This window comes from Pseudophaeobacter leonis, assembly GCF_002087335.1.
Classification (GTDB): domain Bacteria; phylum Pseudomonadota; class Alphaproteobacteria; order Rhodobacterales; family Rhodobacteraceae; genus Pseudophaeobacter; species Pseudophaeobacter leonis.
Window position 1 is genome coordinate 1 of record NZ_MWVJ01000078.1, and the last position, 20,971, is coordinate 20,971.

Here is a 20,971-nt window from a genome sequence, read left to right on the forward strand (position 1 = left end):
TGCGCAAATACGACATACGCTAAAATTCGCATTGGCCGTGGCGTATGATCAACAGCCTGCAAAGGTTTGGGAATTCCATACCTTTACACTCTGACGGGCACGCCTCAAAGTTGTGACTGCAATCACAGGCTGACCCACGCGCAATTACGTTATCAGGGGGCTCCTCTATCCTAGAAAGGACCGTTTCTTGGCCACCTTCACAGTGAATAACGCGACTGAAAGCTGGTCGATCTCAAGGCTGCAAACATTTTACATGACGAATATTACCCCGGTGACAGTGAACGCCGGGACCATATCCCTCACGGGTTTCAGCTCCCAGGGACAGACGGCTTTAGCGACGATTACAGGTAGCTTTTCGTCAAACGGGATTACAGTCAGCGGAACGGTCAACAGCATTTCAATTCAGCTCGACGGAACAACCGCCATCTCAGCCACGGGGCTTGATGTCCCGGTGAGCAGCTACGAAGCAATCGGGACAAGCGCTTTCACCACCGATGCCACCAAGGGGCATGACCTGGTCACGGTGAATTCAACCCGAAGCGGCACCTGGAACACAGGCGCAGGCAATGACACGATCAATCCCGGCAGTGGGGACGACAAAATTGATGGCGGCAGCGGCCTCGACACTTTGGTCGTCAACGCGACCGTTGCCAATGCGTCCTTTGCGACCGGAAATAGCGGCAGCACAGTGAGTAGCGCCGACGGGAGAGATACCTTTAGCACAATTGAGTTCATCCAGTTTCTCGACCAAACCATTTCAGTGATAGCCGCCTCAAGGAGCGACGAGACCGTCTTTGGCAACGCCTATTCAGGTGTGCTCCGGGACCTGATGACGGGCACTTCAGGCGCGGACCACATGAATGGGCTGACCGGAAACGACACGCTGCTGGGGGGATCAGGCAATGATACGCTCAAAGGTGGTTCTGGCGATGACCGGCTGCTTGGCGGCCTGAGCAATGACACCCTGCTGGGACAGGATGGCAAAGACATCCTGCTGGGGGAGGATGGCAATGACCTTCTAAACGGTGGCGCAGGCAACGACCGGGTTAACGGCGGCAAGGATGACGACCGGCTGACGGGCGGCAATGGTCATGATACGCTGGCTGGAAGCCAGGGAGACGACAGTCTTGTCGGCGGTGCGGGCAATGACACCCTTCTGGGCGGAAACGGCCGGGACAGCCTTATAGGGCACAAAGGCAACGACTTGCTGGTCGGCGGCGGTGGCAAGGATATCTTTGTGTTTCACAAGAACCACGGCGACGACACCATTCGCGATTTTGCATCCGGGCAGGATCTGATTGAAATCGGCCGTGGCGCCTCCCGTTTTGGACAGCTCGATATCACCCAGCAGCAGGATGACGTTCTCATCAGTTTTGCCAATGTGACGATCTTGGTAGAGGATGCCAGCTGGTCAGACATTGCGCAGGCCGACAATTTCCTATTCTGATCCGGGCCAGACGCAACAAAACAAAAAGCCCGCGCTGATTTGCGCGGACTTTGCTTTGTAAGCGTTCCTGTAGATCCAGGCGCTGCCTTAAGCTGTGTTACTTGGTCACTGTGACCTTGGTCATCGCGTCGGGCTTGCCAACAACCGATCCATTGGCACCGGTGCCCAGCTTGATCGCATCGACAACATCCATGCCAGCAGTGACTTTTCCCACAACGGTGTACTGACCGTTCAGAAAATATCCCGGCTTGAACATGATGAAAAACTGCGAGTTGGCGCTATTGGGGTTTTGCGCCCGGGCCATGCCAATGATGCCGCGCTCAAAGGCACGATCAGAGAACTCAGCCGGCAGGTCGGGACGGTCAGATCCACCCATGCCCGCGCGGCCCATGTCGCCACCCTGTTTGCCATATTGCACGTCGCCAGTCTGCGCCATGAAACCATCGATCACCCGGTGAAATACCACCCCGTCATATTGGCCAGCAGCCGCGAGGGCGGTAATCTGTTCAACATGCTTAGGCGCCAGATCCTCAAACAGGTCGATCTGTACCACGCCATTGGCGCCTTCACCTGCGATCTGGATCTCCAATCCTGACGCCAGAGCAGAGCTGGCCATCAGCGAAAATGCGGCTGCAAGCTTAAGCATCGGCAGCCACCTTAACACTGATCATACGATCAGGCTCGGCGGGGGGCTTGCCTTTGGTGATGCCATCACCCAGATCCATGCCCTCAATCACCCGGCCATAGACCGTGTACTGACCGTTGAGGAAGTGGTTATCCTTGAAGTTGATGAAAAACTGCGAGTTGGCCGAATCCGGGCTGGCAGAGCGTGCCGCGCCCAATGTGCCGCGGTCATGCGGCAGTTTGGAGAACTCAGCAGGCAGGTTGGGCAGGTCCGAGCCGCCGGTGCCGGCCATGCGAATGTTAAAGCCATCTTCCATATCGCCATGGGCAACATCGCCGGTCTGCGCCATGAAGCCATCGATAACCCGGTGAAAACACACGTTGTCATAGGCGCCACTACGCGCCAGCTCTTTCATGCGCTCGGCATGTTTGGGCGCAACATCCGCCAGCAATTCGATAACAACGTTGCCATCTTTCAGCTCTACGATGATCGTGTTTTCTGGATCTTTGATCTCGGCCATGAGGCTCTCCTATCTGCAAAATTTGCAACGATAGTTAAGGGTAGTGCCCCCAATTGCCAAGGGAGCATTGACTGATGGCTCAAAAGCGCTGAAAGAACAGCGCAATTACCTGCAATTTCTGCGCCAAGGAGGCTCTCATGGGCTGGAAAACTCTCGACGACATGGATTTGAACGGCAAACGGGTTTTGGTCCGTGTGGACATCAATGTGCCGCTTGTTGACGGGGTTGTTACCGATTCCACCCGCATCCGCCGCATTGCGCCCACCGTGCGTGACATTCTGGCGGCGGGCGGCAAACCCATTTTGCTGGCGCATTTTGGCCGCCCTGGTGGCGAACGCCGTGAAAACCTCTCTCTGGTCCAGCTGGTGCCCACGCTTGAACGCGCCTTTGAAACCAGGGTCCGGTTTGCAGCAGACTGCACTGGCGCGGCTGCCAAAGAGGCCTCAGGCGCCTTGCAGAGCGGTGAGGTCCTGTTGCTGGAAAATACCCGCTTTCACGCCGGGGAAACCAAAAATGACCCCGTGCTCGCTGCCGGCATGGCAGAATTGGGCGATATCTATTGCAACGATGCCTTTTCCGCCGCTCACCGCGCCCATAGCTCGACAGAGGCGCTGGCACGACTGCTGCCTGCCTGTGCCGGCCGCCTGATGCAGGCAGAGCTCAAGGCGCTGGAAAGCGCGCTTGGCGCGCCACAACGCCCGGTCACGGCTGTGGTGGGGGGCGCCAAGGTCTCGACCAAACTGGACTGCTGAGCAACCTGATTGAGAAGGTCGACTATCTGGTGATTGGCGGCGGGATGGCCAATACATTCCTGGTCGCCAAAGGCCTGCCCGTTGGGGTCTCGCTGGCCTAGCCGATCATGAAAGACACCGCCCTGGAGATCCTTGCCAAGGCCGAGACCACTGGCTGCAAAATCATCCTGCCCAGCGATATCGTGGTGGCTGAAAAGTTTGAAACCCATGCGGCCCATCAGGTGCTGCCTGCCGATCAGTGCCCCGAGACTGGCATGATCCTGGATGCGGGCCCGCAAAGTGTTGCAACCATCAACGCGATCCTTGAGCAGAGCAAAACACTGATCTGGAACGGCCCGCTTGGTGCCTTTGAGCTGGAGCCCTTTGATGCAGCCACCAATGCTGCCGCGTTGCGAGCCGCGGCATTGACCCGCGCCGGTTCGCTCATTGCTGTTGCTGGTGGTGGCGACACAGTTGCAGCCCTCAACGCCTCTGGGGCGGCGAAAGATTTCACCTATATCTCCACGGCGGGCGGTGCCTTTCTGGAGTGGATGGAGGGCAAGACCCTGCCCGGTGTTGCCGCGCTAGAAGGCTGATATCCCCTTGACCAAAGCAGGAAAGCATGCGGCCTGCGCGCCGCTTGCCCCTGTGAAATCTGCTCTCTTTTCCCCCCGCTAACCATATGTTTGGCCGATCATGTTTCTCGTCGGCCATGTTGTCTGCCAGTCATGTTTTCTGCCAGCCATGTTTTCTGCCATCGGGGGGATCAGTCTTGCTGTGTCTCGCGGGTCGCACTCGTTAACAAAAGGTTAATTCAAATAAATCTATCCCCTTGCAGACAAAAGGGGATTCACAAACCGAATCACTTGTGGCATAACCAGTTCAGAGGCTGGAACAACTGGCCCAACGTCAGACTTGAGCAGTAAACATACAGGCAACTCCACGTGACCCGAAGCAGCAAGCCTTCCTTAGGTGCGTTTACCTTTTTCGCCATCGCATTCGCGCTGAGCGCGTATTTTACCTTTGCGGCGGTGCAGGGTGATTTCGGGTTGTTCAGAAGAGTCGAGATTCAGGCAGAAGCCGATGAGCTTCGTCTGGATCTCGATCGTCTGAGCCTGGAAATCACCGCCATCGAAAATCTCACCCACCGGCTGTCTGATGACTATCTGGATCTGGATCTGCTGGACGAGCGGGCCCGATCAGTCCTTGGTTTGCTGCGCGCCGACGAAATCGTCATCCGCTAAACCCTTTCTCCACCTCTGCTGTGTCACTGCTGTCCTATCCGGCTGTTGAACAGGCGCGACCTGCATGCAAACATGGCTGCACCGCCAGCGTTGCGGCACCTAAATGTATGGTTGCATCATTCCCATTGGGAAATGATGCGAGGTTACAAAATGTCTCGCCAGCTGACTGAAATTACATTATGGATTAGTTTAATACTAAACTATCTAGCCTCAAGGGGGAGCCCGCACCGATGGCAGCTAGAAAAAGCGCAAAGAAACCAAATGTTTCTGCCGAAGAACTGACCAAATTTTACCGTGACATGCTTTTGATCCGTCGATTCGAGGAAAAGGCAGGCCAGCTCTATGGCATGGGCCTCATCGGCGGTTTTTGCCACCTGTATATCGGCCAGGAGGCTGTTGTTGTTGGTCTTGAGGCCGCCGCCGAAGAGGGCGACAAGCGGATCACCTCGTATCGCGACCACGGCCATATGCTGGCCTGTGGCATGGAAGCTGGCGGCGTAATGGCCGAGCTCACCGGCCGCGAGGGCGGGTTGTCCAAGGGCAAGGGCGGCTCGATGCATATGTTCTCGAAAGAGAAGCATTTTTACGGCGGTCACGGCATTGTTGCCGCTCAGGTGCCGCTGGGGGCAGGTCTGGCCTTCTCTGACAAATACAAGGGCAACGGGCGCGTCACCTTCACCTATTTTGGTGATGGGGCTGCCAACCAGGGTCAGGTCTATGAGACCTTCAACATGGCCGCGATCTGGGACTTGCCGGTGGTTTTTGTCATTGAAAACAACCAATACGCCATGGGCACATCTCAGGCGCGCTCGACCTCGACCCCTGACATCTATACCCGTGGCGCCGCCTTTGGCATCCCCGGCGAAGCCGTTGACGGCATGGATGTGCTGGCGGTCAAAGAGGCCAGCGAACGCGCGGTCGGTCACTTCCGGTCCGGCAAGGGCCCCTATATCCTGGAGGTAAAGACCTACCGCTACCGCGGCCACTCCATGTCGGATCCGGCAAAGTACCGCACCCGCGAAGAGGTGCAGAAGATGCGCAGTGAACGCGACCCGATCGAGCAGGTCCGCGATCTGCTTCTCACCGGCAAACATGCCAGCGAGGAAGATCTGAAAGCGATCGACAAAGAGATCAAAGAGATCGTCAACCAGGCGGCCGAGTTCGCCCGTACCAGCCCGGAACCAGCGCTTGATGAGCTCTGGACCGATATTTACGCCTGAGGGGAAGAGATTAGATATGGCAACTGAAATTCTGATGCCCGCCCTGTCGCCGACCATGGAGGAAGGCACGCTGGCCAAATGGCTGGTCAAGGAAGGCGATACCGTAAGCTCTGGCGATATTATGGCAGAGATTGAAACCGATAAAGCCACGATGGAATTCGAGGCCGTTGATGAAGGCGTGATCGGCAAGATCCTCATTGCCGACGGCACTGAAGGCGTGAAAGTCAACACACCCATTGCAGTGCTGCTGGAAGAGGGCGAAAGCCCTGATTCCTCAGCCCCTTCTACGCCTGCGGCGAGCGAAAGAGCGCCAGTGGCCGGGGCACCTAAAGTGCCCGCAGCCCCTGTCGCTGCTGCCGCACGCCCGGCTGCGCCCGAAGTGGACACAAGCCCGGACTGGCCTGAAGGCACCGAAGTGGTCAAAACCACCGTGCGTGAGGCGCTTCGCGATGCCATGGCAGAAGAGATGCGTGGCAATGAGAACGTCTTTTTGATGGGTGAAGAAGTCGCTGAATACCAAGGCGCCTACAAGATCTCGCAGGGCCTGCTGGACGAGTTTGGCCCCAAGCGCATCATCGACACCCCCATCACCGAGCACGGCTTTGCAGGCATTGCCACCGGGGCTGCCTTTGGCGGTCTCAACCCGATTGTCGAGTTCATGACCTTCAATTTTGCCATGCAGGCGATCGACCATATTATCAACTCTGCCGCCAAAACCCTCTATATGTCTGGTGGTCAGATGGGAGCGTCTATGGTGTTTCGCGGTCCAAATGGGGCCGCGGCGCGTGTTGGCGCGCAGCACAGTCAGGACTACGCGGCCTGGTATATGCAGGTGCCCGGTTTGAAGGTTGCGATGCCCTACTCGGCCTCGGATGCCAAGGGTCTGCTGAAATCGGCCATTCGCGATCCCAACCCGGTGATCTTTCTGGAAAATGAAATCATGTATGGCCGCTCTTTTGATGTGCCCAAAATGGATGATTTCACCGTACCGTTTGGTAAGGCGCGGATCTGGCGCGAAGGCACGGATGCCACCATCGTCTCCTTTGGGATCGGCATGCATTTTGCCCTGGAAGCCGCTGAAAAGCTGGCTGAAGATGGTATTTCGGCCGAGGTCATTGATCTGCGCACCCTGCGCCCGATGGACCTGCCCGCGGTGATCAAATCGGTTATGAAGACCAACCGTCTGGTCACCGTTGAAGAAGGCTGGCCACAGGGATCCGTTGGCAGCTACATCGCCTCCGAGGTGATGCAGCAGGCGTTCGACTATCTTGATGCCCCCGTGATCACCTGCACCGGCAAGGATGTCCCCATGCCCTATGCCGCCAACCTGGAACGCCACGCACTGATCACCACTGATGAAGTGGTCGCAGCCGTGAAACAAGTGACCTACCGGTAAGGAGCGCTCAAGATGCCAATAGAAATCCTGATGCCTGCGCTGTCCCCGACGATGGAGGAAGGCACCCTTGCCAAATGGTTGGTCAAGGAAGGCGACACAGTCTCATCCGGCGACCTTATCGCCGAGATTGAGACCGACAAGGCCACAATGGAATTCGAGGCTGTCGATGAAGGCATCCTCGGCAAAATTCTGGTGGCAGAAGGCAGCGAAGGCGTAAAAGTTAACACGCTCATCGCAGTCTTGCTGGGAAGAGGGCGAAAGCGCTGGCGATATAGCCGCCACAGCTGCGCCAAACGCAGAGGCTGCCCCAGCAGCCGACGCGGCTGGTGAGGCGGCCCCTGCGGCCGTTGAAACAGCCGCGCCCCCTGCCCCGGCAACGCCAGTCGCTGCCGATGGATCCCGCCTTTTTGCCTCTCCCCTTGCCCGGCGCATTGCCGCCGACAAAGGCCTGGACCTTGCGCAAATCAGCGGCTCTGGCCCGCCGGGGCCGTATTGTCAAAGCCGATGTGGAAAACGCAACGGCGGCCGCCAAAGCCCCCGTAGCAACTGCACCAGCCCCCGCTCCGGCCGCACCTGCGGCCTCCTGGCAACGGGCGCCTCTGCTGACAAAGTGGCCCGGATGTATGAGGGGCGCGCCTTTGAGGAAGTCAGCCTTGATGGTATGCGTAAAACCATCGCTGCCCGCCTCACCGAGGCCAAACAGACCGTGCCGCATTTCTACCTGCGTCGCGACATTCAGCTGGATGCCCTGCTCAAATTCCGTGCACAGCTCAACAAGCAGCTTGAGGGTCGTGGCGTCAAACTCTCGGTAAATGATTTTATTATCAAAGCTGTAGCAAATGCCCTTCAGGCAGTTCCGGATGCCAATGCTGTCTGGGCTGGCGACCGGGTTCTCAAAATGGAGGCCTCGGATGTGGCCGTTGCGGTGGCCATTGAGGGCGGCCTATTCACGCCTGTGCTGCAAGACAGCCATATGAAGTCCCTCTCGTCACTCTCGGCAGAGATGAAGGACCTCGCGGCCCGGGCACGGGACCGCAAACTGGCCCCGCATGAATACCAGGGCGGCAGCTTTGCCATTTCCAACCTCGGCATGTTTGGCATTGATAATTTCGACGCCATCGTAAACCCGCCGCATGCCGGTATTCTGGCCGTTGGCGCTGGCGCCAAAAAACCCGTTGTTGGCGCGGACGGGGAGCTGAAGGTAGCCACCGTGATGAGTGTCACCATGTCAGTTGACCACCGCGTCATCGACGGAGCCCTTGGCGCGCAGCTTTTGCAGGCGATTGTCGAGAACCTGGAGAACCCCATGGTCATGCTCGCATAAGGTTTGGGGCCAAACCTAAAAAACCTGAGATGACCGGCACAGCCCTGGGCTGGTCATCACCTTAGTCTGCACAACATTGCCTCCCGCATGGCTAACCCCAGCGGGAGGTTTTTCTTGCCATAAGGCGTCCGCGCAAGAGTGCCTTTGCAATGCAGTCCCCAAAAAATAAAGGAGGGCCAAAGCCCCCCTTTACGGCATTCATGTCCCATCACAGCTCAACCAGTGGGCCGCAGCAAGGGCCTCTCTTATTTGGGTGTGCTGTGATCTGAAAGCACCTGATCCATGCTCATTGCCGGCTGATCACAGCCCGCCTCACCAACGATCTTGGCCGGAACCCCTGCCACGGTTGTGCAGGGGGGCACCTCAGCCAGAACCACAGAGCCGGCGGCAATCCGGCTGCAGTGGCCGACACGGATATTGCCGAGAACCTTGGCCCCGGCCCCAATCAGAACCCCGTCCTCGATCTTTGGATGGCGGTCTTCTTCTTCCTTGCCCGTGCCGCCCAAAGTGACCGAATGCAGCATCGAGACATTGTTGCCCACCACGGCCGTCTCACCGATAACGATGGAATGGGCGTGGTCAATCATGATCCCGCGGCCGATTTTGGCACCGGGATGAATATCGACGCCAAAAATCTCGGAAATCCGCATCTGGAAAAAGAAGGCAAGATCCTGATCTCCCTGCGTCCACAGCCAAGGCGCCACGCGGTAGGCCTGCACGGCCTGATACCCCTTGAAATAGAGGATCGGCTGCAGCAGGCGGTGGCAGGCCGGATCCCGGTCATAGACCGCCATAAGGTCCGCCCGCGCCGCTTCAATCAGGCTAGGGTCTGAGGCATAGGCCGTATCAACGATTTCACGCAGGATAACCATCGACATCTCATTGGAGCACAGCTTGGCTGCGATCCGGTAGGACAGCGCCTTCTCCAGGGTTGGATGGTGCAGAATACAGGCATGGATCAACCCGCCCATAAGCGGCTGTTTCACCACAGCTTCCTGTGCTTCTGTCGAGATCTGCTACCAGACCGGGTCCAGCTGCGAGACGGCTTTGCGTGTCTTGATCATGGCATGGTGTCCTCTTCTGGCTCCGAGGTTTGCATTTAGGACAGAAAATTCCAAGCGCAAACCCGTGATGAGCCATATTCCAAAATTGAATAGATCAGCTCACACCATCACAAAATTGGATACAAAACCAGCCTCGCCAGATAAGAGCCGCACAAGGGGCGCCACTGCCAGACTGGACTTTCATGCCTATAGCGAGAGACGTCTTTCCTATAGCGAGAGACGTCTTTGCAGCTCATGCAGCACAATTATCAGACAACTCAGATAGGTCGGGTCGTCCCACAAGGGCTCTTTTGCCAATGGAAAATGGCGCGCCGCCGCATCCAAAGTCCCATTTCCCCAAAGACAATGCAGCTGGCCAGTTTCAGCCACATGGCGCGCCGCCAGCGCGGCATGATCAAACAGCACCGCGCAAAACCCGCGGCGCTCTTGCGCGGGCACCGTCAAAAGTGCGCGTGCAAGGCTGCTTATGTCCTGCGGCAGAACAGGCTGCAGCATCCTGTGGCGCGCGGCCAGGCCGTCATCGCCCTCAGCCAAGAGCCCGCCGCACCGAAAATCCTGCACCATAGCGGTCCGACAGCTGCGCCACCTCAAACAGATCATCCGCCAATGCGCCATCAGCGCTTTGGGCGCTTGCAGTATAGATCCAGTCTGGTGTGCTCACTGTGAGGTCCCGCAGCACGGTTTCGCCGCGCAGAATACGGATCCGGTAGGCCTCTTGCGCCTCCCCCAGAGGGATTTCTTCAAGGTCCCAACTGTCGCCCTCGATCCGGCTGCGGCGAATCCAGCTGGCGGCAATATCATCGCCCAGCGCGCCCGTCAGGCGCAGATGCACCGGCGCATAGGGGCGCAGACCATTGCCGTCAAAGGCCTCAACCCGGTGCAGATAGCTGGGATCATCATAGCCACGGCGCGCCGGACCAATCCGGTAGTGCCGGGCAAGGCGACGTTGCGCCGTTGTCAGCTCCAGCTGCGTGAGGTTTGCGTCCAGCAGCACCATATAGGACCCTTCCGGCCAAACAGGCGCCATCAGCCCATCGCTGCCCAACTGACCCCGCAGACGGCCGCGCAGCATATAGGTGTTCTCAGCAACCAATTGGGCCGTTTGAAACTGGAACACTTCCCAGTTGTCATTGCTGCCATCGCCAATGGCTGCCGCATTGGCGCCATTGAGAACCGCCAGGACCTCGCGGCTTTGCAGGCTGCCCGTGATCAGCTTTACCTGCAGGTCTGCGCCCAAATCCCAGCGGCCAACCGGCCCCGCCGCAAGGGGCGTTTCAGTCAGGCCAATGGTGCTGCGCGCCGCGATGATCTCTTCCAGCACATAGGCCTCATCACTATCCGAGCCATAGAGCGCGACTGTCCCGGGCCAGGGCTGAGCCGTCACCGCAAGATGCGGCGCATGCGGCACCTCCTCCCCGGTCAACAGAGGCAGATCGAGAAACAGCGGCAGAACCGGCAAGGGCGGCTCAAAGGCGCGGCTCGTCGGCAGCCCCTCTGCGACATCCGCCGCTATATAGACCTCGGGCTCGATCCGTACCGCCTCTACGATCTGGGCCGCGCCCAGTTCCACCCGGTCAAGTCGAAAGCGGCCCTGGCTGGCCGTGGCGTTCTCTGACACCAGCTGGCTCTCGTCCCCCACGTCACTGTTGGCTTGCGCCTGCACAGGCGAGAGCGGCAGCGAAATGACGTCGCCCACCCCCAGCTGCAGTTCTGACAGCGGCAGCACAAACCGGGCAGAGTCTCGCGCCACCCGGGCCTCGGCCAGCCAGCGTTCGACAATCTGGCGTGCCTCTGCCCGGGTCAGCACCATGGCCAGCTCGCTGTCGCTCACCGCATGGGTCGCCTCATCCGGCAGGCTGGCTTCTTCTGCGGCGATATCATAGCTGCTGCCCCATTCAATAAACCGCAAACGCACCCGTCCCGCCAATTCGGCTTCGGCCTCACGGGTCTGTTCCAGCACGCCGTCCAGCTCATCGCTGGCAACAAGGGTTTGCTGTGATACATCCGTCCCGACCTCCCCCTGACGCAGACGAAACAACAGCACCCCATCGCGCTCGATACTGTCAAACCCCTGCCGCAGATTCAGAGGTTGCAGGGCTGCGCGGGCCTCCGAGACCTCGCTGAGCCCATAGCCATGCACGATACCATAGAGCTGTGAGACATCGATCTGATCCTGACCAGACCGGGCACAGATCTCGCGCACCACCGAGGCAAGGCTGCGTTGCCCAGCGCGCCCATTGAGCCAGTGCCCCCGCAGATAGTTGTCGCCATCGCTCCAGATCTCGGACAGATTGGGGAACGCCGGGAAAGGGCGTGCATCCCAGGCCCAGACAAAGGCGTTTCCCATATCCAGCATTCGCCCCTCGTATTCCGAAGAGGTGGGGTTGTTGTCCGCCTCGCTCCAGTAGCCCAATATCGCTTTGAGATACTGCAGCTGCATCAGGTCATCGCGATGACCGTTAGAGAACTTAGGCAGGCGCGATTCAGAGCTTTTGGGGTCCAGGAACTTATTCGGCTGGTTGGTGCCTTTGTTTATGGCGGCACAGCCCAGCTCGGTGAACCAGATGGGTTTGCTCTCGGGCAACCAGGCACTGGCTGAGGCCTGTCGGACCCCGTTGATGCGATCATGATGTGTGTTGCGCCACCAGTTTTTCAAATCCTTGTAGCGCCAGATCCAGGGCTCATCATACGCACCATCGGTAATGGGTGTGCGGATCTGCGCTGCCTCGGCTTCGGGCGAGTGATAGTACCAGTCATAGCCCTCGCCGCCCTCGACATTGGCGCGCAGGTAATCCAGATCATAGATGCTGGGAACCCCGCCCGCCCGGTCCAGGTGATCCGGCCCGTCACGCCAGTCCGACAGCGGCATATAGTTGTCGATACCGATAAAATCGATATTGCTGTCAGCCCAAAGCGGATCAAGGTGGAAATACCTGTTTCCCTCGGGGCTAAGGTAGCCCCAGTATTCCGACCAGTCCGCCGCATAGCTGAGCTTTGCCTCAGGCAGCAGCAGGCGCACCTGCGCCGCCAGCTGACGCAGGGCATCCACCGCCGGGAACCCGGCAGCGCCGCGGATCTGGGTCAGCCCCCGCATCTCGGAGCTGATGCAAAAAGCATCCACCCCACCGGCGGCAGCACAAAGGGCGGCACAGTGCAGAATAAAGCGGTTGAGCCCCCAGTCGTCCTCTACGCCAGTATAGGTGACGCTGCCCTCAGACAGGGTGAAATCCGCAGCCGAGGCCATGCCAAAAAAGGCGGTGACCTCGTCGTCAGCGGCGGCGCTTTGATCCGGAGAGCCCGCCTGGCCTGGAGCCTTGGAGAGCGTGATGCGTCCACGCCAGGGCAGGTTCGGCTGATACCCCGTGAGGGTCCAGGGGTTAGGCAATGTGTTGTCACTCTTCTGGTCCATCAGAATAAACGGGTAAAACATCACGCGCTTGCCAGCCGAATGCAGGGCCGTGATGGCTTCAATCACAGAGGCATCCGTCGGCGTTCCACCGTAGATCGGCCGCTCGTCCTCATCCTGGGCCAGCCCCCGCCCAGACCAGCGCACCAGACGGGCGGGCCGCATTGTCCAGCAGCCCCTTGGACCACTGAGAGGCCGCCGTATGGACATCCAGCGACAAGGCGGCGGCCTGCAGCGGTGCCAGCCCGTAGTGGTCGTCCTGCGGGTGAAAGTTCTTCAGGTGAAGAATGGCACTGCGGCTGCCCTCACAGGCAAAACGGTGTTTGCGACCCGCGACTGTATAGTCATAGGCCGAGGGCCAGCCATCTGTGGCCGGAACAACAGACATTCTGTCAGGGCGCAGCACATGCAGCTCTGTCGGCCAGCCCTCGGTGTCGCTGACCGCCTCAACATAGGCATTGCCTGAAAGCAACAGATGACCAAACAGAGCTTCCAGAAAGTCCTGCCGGGTCTGGGCCGTGTTGGGCCGCGAAATCAGCGACAGAAACGGATGGGTCTCATAGCGCTGGTCGCTATCCTGCACCACGAGTGGCAGCGCAGCGGCCGCTTCGACCACCATTCGAACAGCCCGAAACCCAACAGGATTGCCCGCATAGCCGAGCCGCGTTAGGGATGTCGCGTCCCGGGCTGAGAAACTTACCGATCCGGCACCCTGCCAGGCGATGACACGAGCAGCGGCACTGGCCTTGGTTTGTACGTCAGAGTCTCATTGGGCTGTTTCTTGCGCCAAGGTAGGTCAAACCCCATGGGCCACTCCTTTGATCCATCAATTGGGCACTGCGCCCTCGCTGGAGAAAAGGTATGAAGGTTTGGTCTGAAAATTCCCAAAGCCTGCCGTTCCGCCCGAGTGCAACATGAAATCTAAGCCATTGATACATAATAAGACTTCAGTGCCTTAACATGTTGCATCCAGCAATTCTGCCCTAAAGCATCCGTGCCCTGGGCAGTCGCATTCTGCCTGCTGGTCCCAGAATCAACTCGTAAATGGCCCAGACCAGTGCATCCAGCCGGTCCGGTGAGCCCTGCCCCTGAAACCCCTGCGGTGTCATCTGGCAGATCTGTTCTTCCAATTCGGCCAGCCCCGGCAGGTGATGCACCCTGTGCTGCTCGTACAGGGCTGCGACGGGTTCCGCCCTTGCCGCCTTGCCCCGGCTGGCATGCAGAGCGCGAAACGGCACCAGCGGGTCAACCTGTCGCAACAGGTTCTCGACCAGTGCTCCGCCCTGATTGACCTCAGCCACCACCCGGTCGGCCGAGAATTCATCGGTGGCCGCCAGCACAGCCCGTGCCCAGGCCAAGGGCCCGAGTCCCTGAACGGTACGATCCGCCAACACATAGGTCTGCCATTTCTGCGGCGGCCCCTGCAGCACCGCTCCAGCCACAATGATCCCACAGGCATCCGAGGCTTTGCCCGAACTGACCGCCGGGTCCACGGCCACCACGATCCGGTCCAGCACAGGAGGTGCAGCCACCTGTCGCTCTGCCAGTTGGGCCGCCTGCCAGAAGGCGCCCTCGACCTCGGATAGCAAGATCCCGTCCAGCTCCTGCCGCCCCAGCCGCGAGCCTGCATATCTGGCCCGAACCTCGCTCAGAAAGGAGGGCGCCAGATTTGCCCGGTTGGCCTCGGTCGGGGCATGGCTCTGCACGGTCGAGGGTGAGGCCAGCAGGTCGCGCAACACGGCCACATTACGCGGCGTTGAGGTCACGCAGACCCGAGGGTCCTGCCCCAGCCGCAGGGAGAACTGCAGCATATCCCAGGCCTCTCGGGCGCGCCGCCATTTGGCCAGCTCATCCACCCAGGCCGTGTCAAACTGTGGCCCCCGCAACGCCTCGGGGTCATGGGCCGAAAACGCCTGCGCCATTGCGCCATTTGCCCAAATCAGTTTGCGTTCGCCAGCCTTCCACTGCGGGCGCCGGTCTGGCGGCGAGCACGCCAGAATGCCACTGTCGCCCTCGATCATCACATCGCGCACCTGATCATAGGTCTCGCCGATCAACGCCAGCCGCCGCGCCCGCCCTGCAGCCAGGGGCGTGGCCCCTTCGACCTCGGCCCTGATCCATTCGGCGCCGGCACGGGTTTTTCCCGCGCCGCGCCCGCCCAGGATCACCCAGGTCCGCCAGCTGCCGTCAGGCGGCAGTTGATGCGCATGGGCCCAGGCCTCAAACAGATAGGGCAGAGCCTTGAGAGCATTCTCACTCAGCTGCTCCATCAGTTTCATCTGCACCCAGGGCGGAGCGGAGGCGATCCAGACGGCTGATGATTTCAACGCGCGCGGTGGCGAGGTCAATCCCGGACTGATCCGGGGCTCCTTGGGTACTATTTTCGACAAGGGTTTTCTCCACTTTCTGGCAATCTCTGATAAGGCTCTCAAGTTTGGCCAGACGCGGCAGCGCCGCTGTCAGCGCCTCATCGCCTTCAGCCGCCAGTCGCTGCTGCAGCTCCTCAGCCTCGTGGCGCAATCGCAAAATGGAGCGCTGCAACGAGAGCAACAGATCACCAGTGCTTTGGACCTGAGGGTCCGGTTCTGTTTTGGTCATTTGGGCTATCGCATCTCATGCTAAGGTTGTTCCCCGCACGTCAGAAAGATAACAAGCGTCTCCAATGCCTCTTGGCATGGGCCTGATTTGGGCGGCGCTCTGACTTGGTTATCTTCCAGCTACCTGGTGAGCTAGCCGAATATTTGCGCAAAAGTCAAATCAGCCTGGGTTGCCAAGCGCCCGAAGATAAAAGAAAAAATTAACGAAATGCCGCAGGACACAAATGAGCTGCACACAGAAATGCGGCTGAGGATCAGGGCTGCACGTGAGCCTTGGTCGAACAACAAAGGTATGGGCTGTGAGGTCCCGGATAAGAAAAAAACCTGCCCCAATGGTCAGGGGCAGGTCTTATTGCGAACAGTTTGATCGCGGCACAAACCCGATAGATCAGATGGCACGCGGTCAGTTGTTGTTCCGCTCCGCTTCGATCTGACGCCATTTGGCGACATTGCTATTGTGCTCCTGCAGGGTCTCGGCAAAGGCATGCCCTCCGGTGCCAGCAGCCACAAAGAACACATAGTCGGTTGTGTCCGGGTTCACCGCCGCTGCAAGGCTTGCCTTGCCAGGGTTGGCGATTGGTGTCGGAGGCAGCCCTTCGATCACATAGGTGTTCCAGGGTGTCACCTTGCGAAGCTCGCTTTGCCGCAATCCGCGCCCCAGCACGCCTTCGCCCCTGGTGACGCCGTAGATCACCGTCGGATCCGTCTGCAGACGCATGCCACGGTTCAGGCGGTTGGTAAAGACACTGGCCACCTGCCCGAGCTCACGGGCGACGCCGGTCTCTTTTTCAATAATCGACGCCAAGATCAGCATCTCCTGCGGGCTCTGAACAGCCGCATCAGGACTGCGGTTTTCCCAGGCGGCCGCAACCAACAGCTCCTGCCGCTCCTGCATCTGCTCCAGGATCTCATCCCGGGGTTGGCCCTGGACGATCTCATAGCTGTCAGGGGCCAGCATGCCCTCTGCCGGACGTTCACCGGGATCACCCGACAGAATGTCGATTGCATTCAGCCCATTGACGACCTGCCAACTGGTCACCCCCTCGGCCAGAGCCACCCGAAACCGGGTATCCGAGGCCGATTTCAACGCGGTGAAAATTTCCGGAGCCTCGTCGACGCCCAGTTCAAACTCGGCGCGTTCGACAAATTTCCCCGACGCCGGATCCAGCTCACGCACCTCTGCACGCAGACGGGTCACGCCGACGCGGTACACAACTTCGGTGCCGCAGGTGCTTGCGCCGCCAATGGTAATCTGATCGAGGATGGTCTCGATAGAGGTGCCCGGGCGAACCAAAAAGCTGCCGGCTTTCAGCTGGCTGGACTTCTCGGTGTATTTTGCGCTCAGCCGGAACAGTGCCCCAGAGGAAACCGCGCCCTGCTGGGCAAGATCCTTGCTGACGCGTGTCATGTTCGAGCCGGGACGCACCTGCAGGCAGATCGCTGTCTCCAGTGGGCCCTCGGCGGAATATTCCGATTTCCCCCAAAGGATGACGCCGCCCAAAAGGAACAGCATCACCACCAGGATCGTCAGCATATTTGAGGCTAAGCTACGCCACATTTACCTGGGCTTTCCAAAGACGACCGAGGCATTGGTGCCGCCAAAGCCAAAGGAGTTGGACAGCGCTACGTCGATTTTGCGCGCGCGTTTTTGATTTGGCGCCAGATCCACTGCGGATTCAACAGCCGGGTTGTCCAGGTTGATGGTGGGCGGCGCAACCTGATCGCGGATCGCCAGGATCGAGAAGATCGCCTCAATTGCACCAGCCGCGCCCAACAGGTGCCCAGTCGCGGATTTTGTCGAGGACATGGTAACGTTTGCGGCATGATCCCCCAACATCCGTTCCACCGCGCCTAGCTCAATGGTATCCGCCATGGTCGAGGTGCCATGCGCATTGATATAGTCGATATCATTGGGCTCAAGCCCCGCATGTTTCAGCGCGGCGCGCATCGAGCGTTCACCGCCCTCACCCGTCTCGGAAGGCGCGGTGATGTGGTAGGCGTCGCCCGACAGACCATAGCCCAGCACTTCGGCGTAGATCTTGGCGCCACGGGCCTTGGCGTGTTCATACTCTTCCAGCACCACAATGCCAGCACCCTCGCCCATGACAAAGCCGTCACGGTCGGCGTCATAGGGGCGGGATGCCGATTTGGGATCGTCGGCGCGTTTTGTCGACAGGGCTTTGCAGGCGTTGAAACCGGCGATGCCAATCTCGCAAATCGCCGCCTCGGCGCCGCCCGCAACCATGACGTCCGCGTCGCCCGATTTAATAAGACGGGCCGCATCCCCAATCGCATGGGCCCCGGTAGAACAGGCCGTCACAACAGAGTGGTTCGGGCCCTTGAAACCAAACCGGATAGAGACCTGTCCGGAGATCAGGTTGATCAATGCCCCCGGGATAAAGAACGGGGACACCCGGCGGGGTCCCTTTTCCTTGATCATCACGGCCGTGTCAGCGATTGAGCTCAGACCACCGATACCGGATCCGATCATAACGCCTGTGCGTTCACGGGCGTCATCGTCCTCGGGCAACCAGCCCGCATCGCGCACAGCCATATCAGCCGCAGCAATGCCGTACAGGATAAAGTCGTCGATCTTTTTCTGATCTTTTTTTATCACCCAGTCATCCGGGTTAAAGGTGCCGTCTGATCCATCACCGCGCGGAACTTCGCAGGCATAGGTGGTGACAACACCGCTGGCCTCAGCGTCAAACAGGGTGATTGGCCCCGCGCCAGACTGGCCATCCAACAGCCGAGACCAGGTCTCTTCTACCCCGGTTGCCAAAGGCGTCACCAATCCCAATCCGGTTACAACTACTCGACGCATCCCATGCTCTCCTTTGCCTCGGCAATTCGCTCACCCAGATAGCTTGGATTGGCCAAGAGGTGCAAGTGCGGCAATAGAACGTCTCAATGGGACATCCCCAAAAGAAATCAAAAAACGCCCTTGAAATGCATATTCGGCATGAAACTGCCACGCAACATCAATGCCCGCACCCGAAACAGGATATCCGAGGCAGCCGCATCTGAAGGGCGGCGCGCAAACCCTGACAGGGTACAGCCGCCGCCCCGCGTCCTTTTTAGATTTCGTCAGATAAATTCAGCAACTTGCTCCGGTTGCGGCTGCGCCACCTCCAGGGCCTGCTGCAGGGTCAGGCTTTTGCGGAACAAGGCCCGCCCGACCAGGGCACCAGAGATATTAGGCAGGTATTTCAGCCGCGCAATATCGTCGACGCTGCGGACAACGCCACTGGCAATCACCGGCGATCGGGCCTCAGCGGCAAGGCCCGAAATCAAGCCAAGCTGCGCCTCCAGATCTGACATGTCACTGTCGATATCTGTCACGATGATTCCTGCAAAGGACGCAGCTCCAAAAGCCGCGATGTAGCCTGTCGGCTCAACGCCCCTGCCCTGAGCCAGCCTTCGGTCATCACCTGCCCCTGCCAGACGTCAACCGCCAGAACAATCTGATCGGGATGCTGCTTTGCCAGCTCGGCCACCAGCGAGGGGTCCAGCGCCGCGAGGGTCCCGACCACGACACGGCCTGCGCCCTTGTCTATCCAGCTCTCGACGGTCTCACGGCTGCGGATCCCGCCGCCCAGCTGAACCGGAATGCCAACCGTGCGGATAATCTCTTCGATCAATGCGGTATTGCTGTCATCGCCTTTGATGGCATTGAAATCCGTCAAATGCATCCATTCGGCGCCAGCAGCCGCAAATTCCTTTGCTTTCTCAACCGGGTCCACATGCCAGATCATGGGCTCGTCCAGTCGTCCCTTTTCCAGGGTGACACAGCGCCCGTCTAGCAATTCCATTGTCGGATAGATCATCATCGCCTTAGCCCTCCGGGTTGCTCAACCTTTGCACGATAGCACAGTTTTGCGCATCGTAGGGAAAGCATCCTCCAGACAGCAGGAAGATGAGAGACGCAAAACGGCGCTTCCCCAGTGGAAAGCGCCGCTCTTGTAATCACATTGCTGTGACGTCGACTTAGGAAGCTTCGGTGATGAACTTCACAGCGTCGCCGAATGTCTGGATCGTTTCGGCCGCATCATCAGGGATTTCGATGCCGAACTCTTCTTCAAAGGCCATGACCAGCTCAACTGTGTCCAGGCTGTCTGCGCCCAGATCGTCGATGAAGGACGCGGTTTCGGTCACTTTATCTTCTTCAACACCCAGGTGCTCTACAACGATCTTTTTTACGCGGTCTGCGACGTCGCTCATGTCATTTCCTCGTTCTTCAGGGCAGATTGCCCGGTTTTGCCCTTGCCCGCTTGGGGTGGCGTGATTTTGCCCAAAGCGGGCGGTTCTGTTCTCGTAGACGAGAACTGCCCGATCGCAGCCTCCAGAAGGAAACAACGTCAGGACCGATATGAGCCGCCTATAACACAGACCAGCGCAGAGGCAAATGGTTTCGCACCTGTCCCGGCTTTCGCTGCGCTACGCATTTGGGCGCCCCTGTTGAGCAGATGGCGCCAAGGCAACCTCTTCGCAAGGGACCGCCTCAGCTTATTGTCAGACCTCATTGATATAAAGCCTTTATTTGCGAAATATCAGTGACAGGCAGGCCTGCACCCCATTTGTTTTTGACGCAAACACTACAGGCGGCTTTTGACATGTCGCGGTGGTGTGAATTTCCTGCCACCAGGGGCTACAGCATTGCCATGCCACCATTCACATGCAGGGTCGTGCCGGTGACATAGGCTGCTTCAGGGCTGGCGAGATAAAGAACCGCAGCTGCGATTTCCTTCGAATCTCCCATCCGCGCCGCCGGGATCTGGGTCAGGATCGCGTCTTTTTGCGCGTCGTTAAGCTTTTCAGTCATGGCGGTGGCGATAAACCCGGGGGCAACCGCGTTTACGGTGATGCCCCGATTGGCGATTTCATAGGCCAGAGATTTTGTCATCCCAACCATACCGGCCTTGAGGCGGCATAGTTTGCCTGACCGGGGTTGCCTGTCGCGCCCACAACCGAGGAAATATTGATAATCCGGCCCCAGCGCGCTTTCATCATACCGCGCACAACGCCGCGACACAGGCGCATGGTGGAGGTGAGGTTCACGTCCAAAACGCTCTGCCATTCCTCATCCTTCATCCGCATGAAAAGATTGTCCTTGGTAATACCGGCGTTGTTGACCAGAATATCGACCCGTCCCATAGCAGCAGCCGCCTGCTTTGGCAGCGCCTCAACCGCGTCGGCGTCGCTCAGATTGCAGGTCAGCACATGGGCGCGTTCGCCCAGCTCGTCGGCCAGGGCCTGCAAAGGTGCCTCACGCGTGCCCGAAAGCGCCACTGTGGCGCCTGCGGCATGCAAAGCGCGGGCAATGTCACCGCCGATGCCACCAGAGCCCCGGTGATCAAGGCTGTTTTGCCGGTCAAATCAAACATATCAATTCCTCTA

14 protein-coding genes and 5 pseudogenes are annotated in these 20,971 nt (G+C 59.0%); 6 read left to right on the forward strand and 13 right to left on the reverse strand.

Translation table 11 applies throughout. The features are described 5' to 3' along the window. The first annotated feature begins 253 nt into the window (after positions 1–253). Positions 254–1,447: a calcium-binding protein gene (locus B4968_RS17125; RefSeq protein WP_083100637.1), complete on the forward strand. Its 1,194-nt coding sequence runs from the start codon at positions 254–256 to the stop codon at positions 1,445–1,447. A 97-nt stretch (positions 1,448–1,544) separates the two neighbouring features. On the opposite strand, the gene B4968_RS17130 is transcribed toward B4968_RS17125, so the two are convergent. Both B4968_RS17130 and B4968_RS17135 read right to left on the reverse strand, forming a co-directional pair. Continuing rightward, a complete protein-coding gene (locus tag B4968_RS17130; protein WP_083100638.1) occupies positions 1,545–2,093 on the reverse strand; it encodes a peptidylprolyl isomerase in 549 nt (182 codons plus the stop codon). Continuing rightward, positions 2,086–2,592, reverse strand: coding sequence for a peptidylprolyl isomerase (locus tag B4968_RS17135; RefSeq protein WP_083100639.1), 507 nt, complete (start codon positions 2,590–2,592; stop codon positions 2,086–2,088). The genes B4968_RS17130 and B4968_RS17135 overlap by 8 nt, the downstream gene beginning before the upstream one ends. A gap of 161 nt (positions 2,593–2,753) precedes the next feature. Between B4968_RS17135 and B4968_RS17140 the strand changes: the two are divergent. The 5 genes and pseudogenes from B4968_RS17140 (at position 2,754) to B4968_RS17160 (ending at position 8,507) form a co-directional block, all read left to right on the forward strand. Next, positions 2,754–3,919, forward strand: a pseudogene (locus tag B4968_RS17140) (phosphoglycerate kinase). A gap of 348 nt (positions 3,920–4,267) precedes the next feature. After that, complete coding sequence (locus tag B4968_RS17145) at positions 4,268–4,567, forward strand: septum formation initiator family protein (protein ID WP_083100640.1); 300 nt, start codon at positions 4,268–4,270, stop codon at positions 4,565–4,567. A 230-nt stretch (positions 4,568–4,797) separates the two neighbouring features. Then, the gene (pdhA, locus tag B4968_RS17150) at positions 4,798–5,787 is read left to right on the forward strand and encodes a pyruvate dehydrogenase (acetyl-transferring) E1 component subunit alpha (RefSeq protein ID WP_083100641.1); all 990 of its coding nucleotides are present in this window, start codon (positions 4,798–4,800) and stop codon (positions 5,785–5,787) included. A gap of 16 nt (positions 5,788–5,803) precedes the next feature. Beyond that, positions 5,804–7,183 (forward strand): pyruvate dehydrogenase complex E1 component subunit beta, encoded by a 1,380-nt coding sequence (locus B4968_RS17155; RefSeq protein ID WP_083100642.1) that lies wholly within the window; start codon positions 5,804–5,806, stop codon positions 7,181–7,183. 12 nt (positions 7,184–7,195) lie between these two features. Further along, a pseudogene (locus tag B4968_RS17160) lies at positions 7,196–8,507 on the forward strand (pyruvate dehydrogenase complex dihydrolipoamide acetyltransferase). Between the two features lie 245 nt (positions 8,508–8,752). Here the strand turns inward: B4968_RS17160 and cysE are convergent. The 11 genes and pseudogenes from cysE to fabG all read right to left on the reverse strand — a co-directional run bounded on the left by cysE (position 8,753) and on the right by fabG (position 20,958). Next, on the reverse strand, positions 8,753–9,520 hold the full coding sequence (gene cysE / locus B4968_RS17165; RefSeq protein ID WP_241525820.1) for a serine O-acetyltransferase: 768 nt from the start codon (positions 9,518–9,520) through the stop codon (positions 8,753–8,755). Positions 9,521–9,778: 258 nt separating this feature from the next. Then, a complete protein-coding gene (locus tag B4968_RS17170) occupies positions 9,779–10,105 on the reverse strand; it encodes a DUF7742 family protein (protein WP_241525816.1) in 327 nt (108 codons plus the stop codon). Next, positions 10,098–13,091, reverse strand: a pseudogene (locus tag B4968_RS17175) (baseplate multidomain protein megatron); the annotation flags it as partial. The pseudogene B4968_RS17175 and the gene B4968_RS17170, both read right to left, overlap by 8 nt. After that, entirely contained in the window at positions 13,090–13,596 is a 507-nt protein-coding gene (locus B4968_RS17180) for a phage portal protein (protein WP_338153302.1), read from the reverse strand. The pseudogene B4968_RS17175 and the gene B4968_RS17180, both read right to left, overlap by 2 nt. 364 nt (positions 13,597–13,960) lie before the next feature. Continuing rightward, positions 13,961–15,247: a DNA-packaging protein gene (locus tag B4968_RS17185; RefSeq protein ID WP_083100644.1), complete on the reverse strand. Its 1,287-nt coding sequence runs from the start codon at positions 15,245–15,247 to the stop codon at positions 13,961–13,963. Next, complete coding sequence (locus B4968_RS17190) at positions 15,231–15,575, reverse strand: hypothetical protein (protein ID WP_083100645.1); 345 nt, start codon at positions 15,573–15,575, stop codon at positions 15,231–15,233. Before B4968_RS17190 ends, B4968_RS17185 begins: the two co-directional genes overlap by 17 nt. A 402-nt stretch (positions 15,576–15,977) precedes the next feature. Then, on the reverse strand, positions 15,978–17,132 hold the full coding sequence (mltG, locus tag B4968_RS17200) for an endolytic transglycosylase MltG (protein WP_083100647.1): 1,155 nt from the start codon (positions 17,130–17,132) through the stop codon (positions 15,978–15,980). After that, positions 17,133–18,398 carry a beta-ketoacyl-ACP synthase II gene (fabF, locus tag B4968_RS17205; protein WP_083100648.1) on the reverse strand — a complete coding sequence of 422 codons (1,266 nt, stop codon included), beginning with the start codon at positions 18,396–18,398 and terminating at the stop codon, positions 17,133–17,135. A gap of 263 nt (positions 18,399–18,661) precedes the next feature. Next, positions 18,662–19,404: pseudogene (locus B4968_RS17210) on the reverse strand (1-(5-phosphoribosyl)-5-[(5-phosphoribosylamino)methylideneamino]imidazole-4-carboxamide isomerase). A 157-nt stretch (positions 19,405–19,561) separates the two neighbouring features. Next, positions 19,562–19,795: an acyl carrier protein gene (locus B4968_RS17215; protein ID WP_083100649.1), complete on the reverse strand. Its 234-nt coding sequence runs from the start codon at positions 19,793–19,795 to the stop codon at positions 19,562–19,564. A gap of 427 nt (positions 19,796–20,222) precedes the next feature. Then, positions 20,223–20,958, reverse strand: a pseudogene (gene fabG / locus B4968_RS17220) (3-oxoacyl-[acyl-carrier-protein] reductase). Between the last annotated feature and the right edge of the window lie 13 nt (positions 20,959–20,971).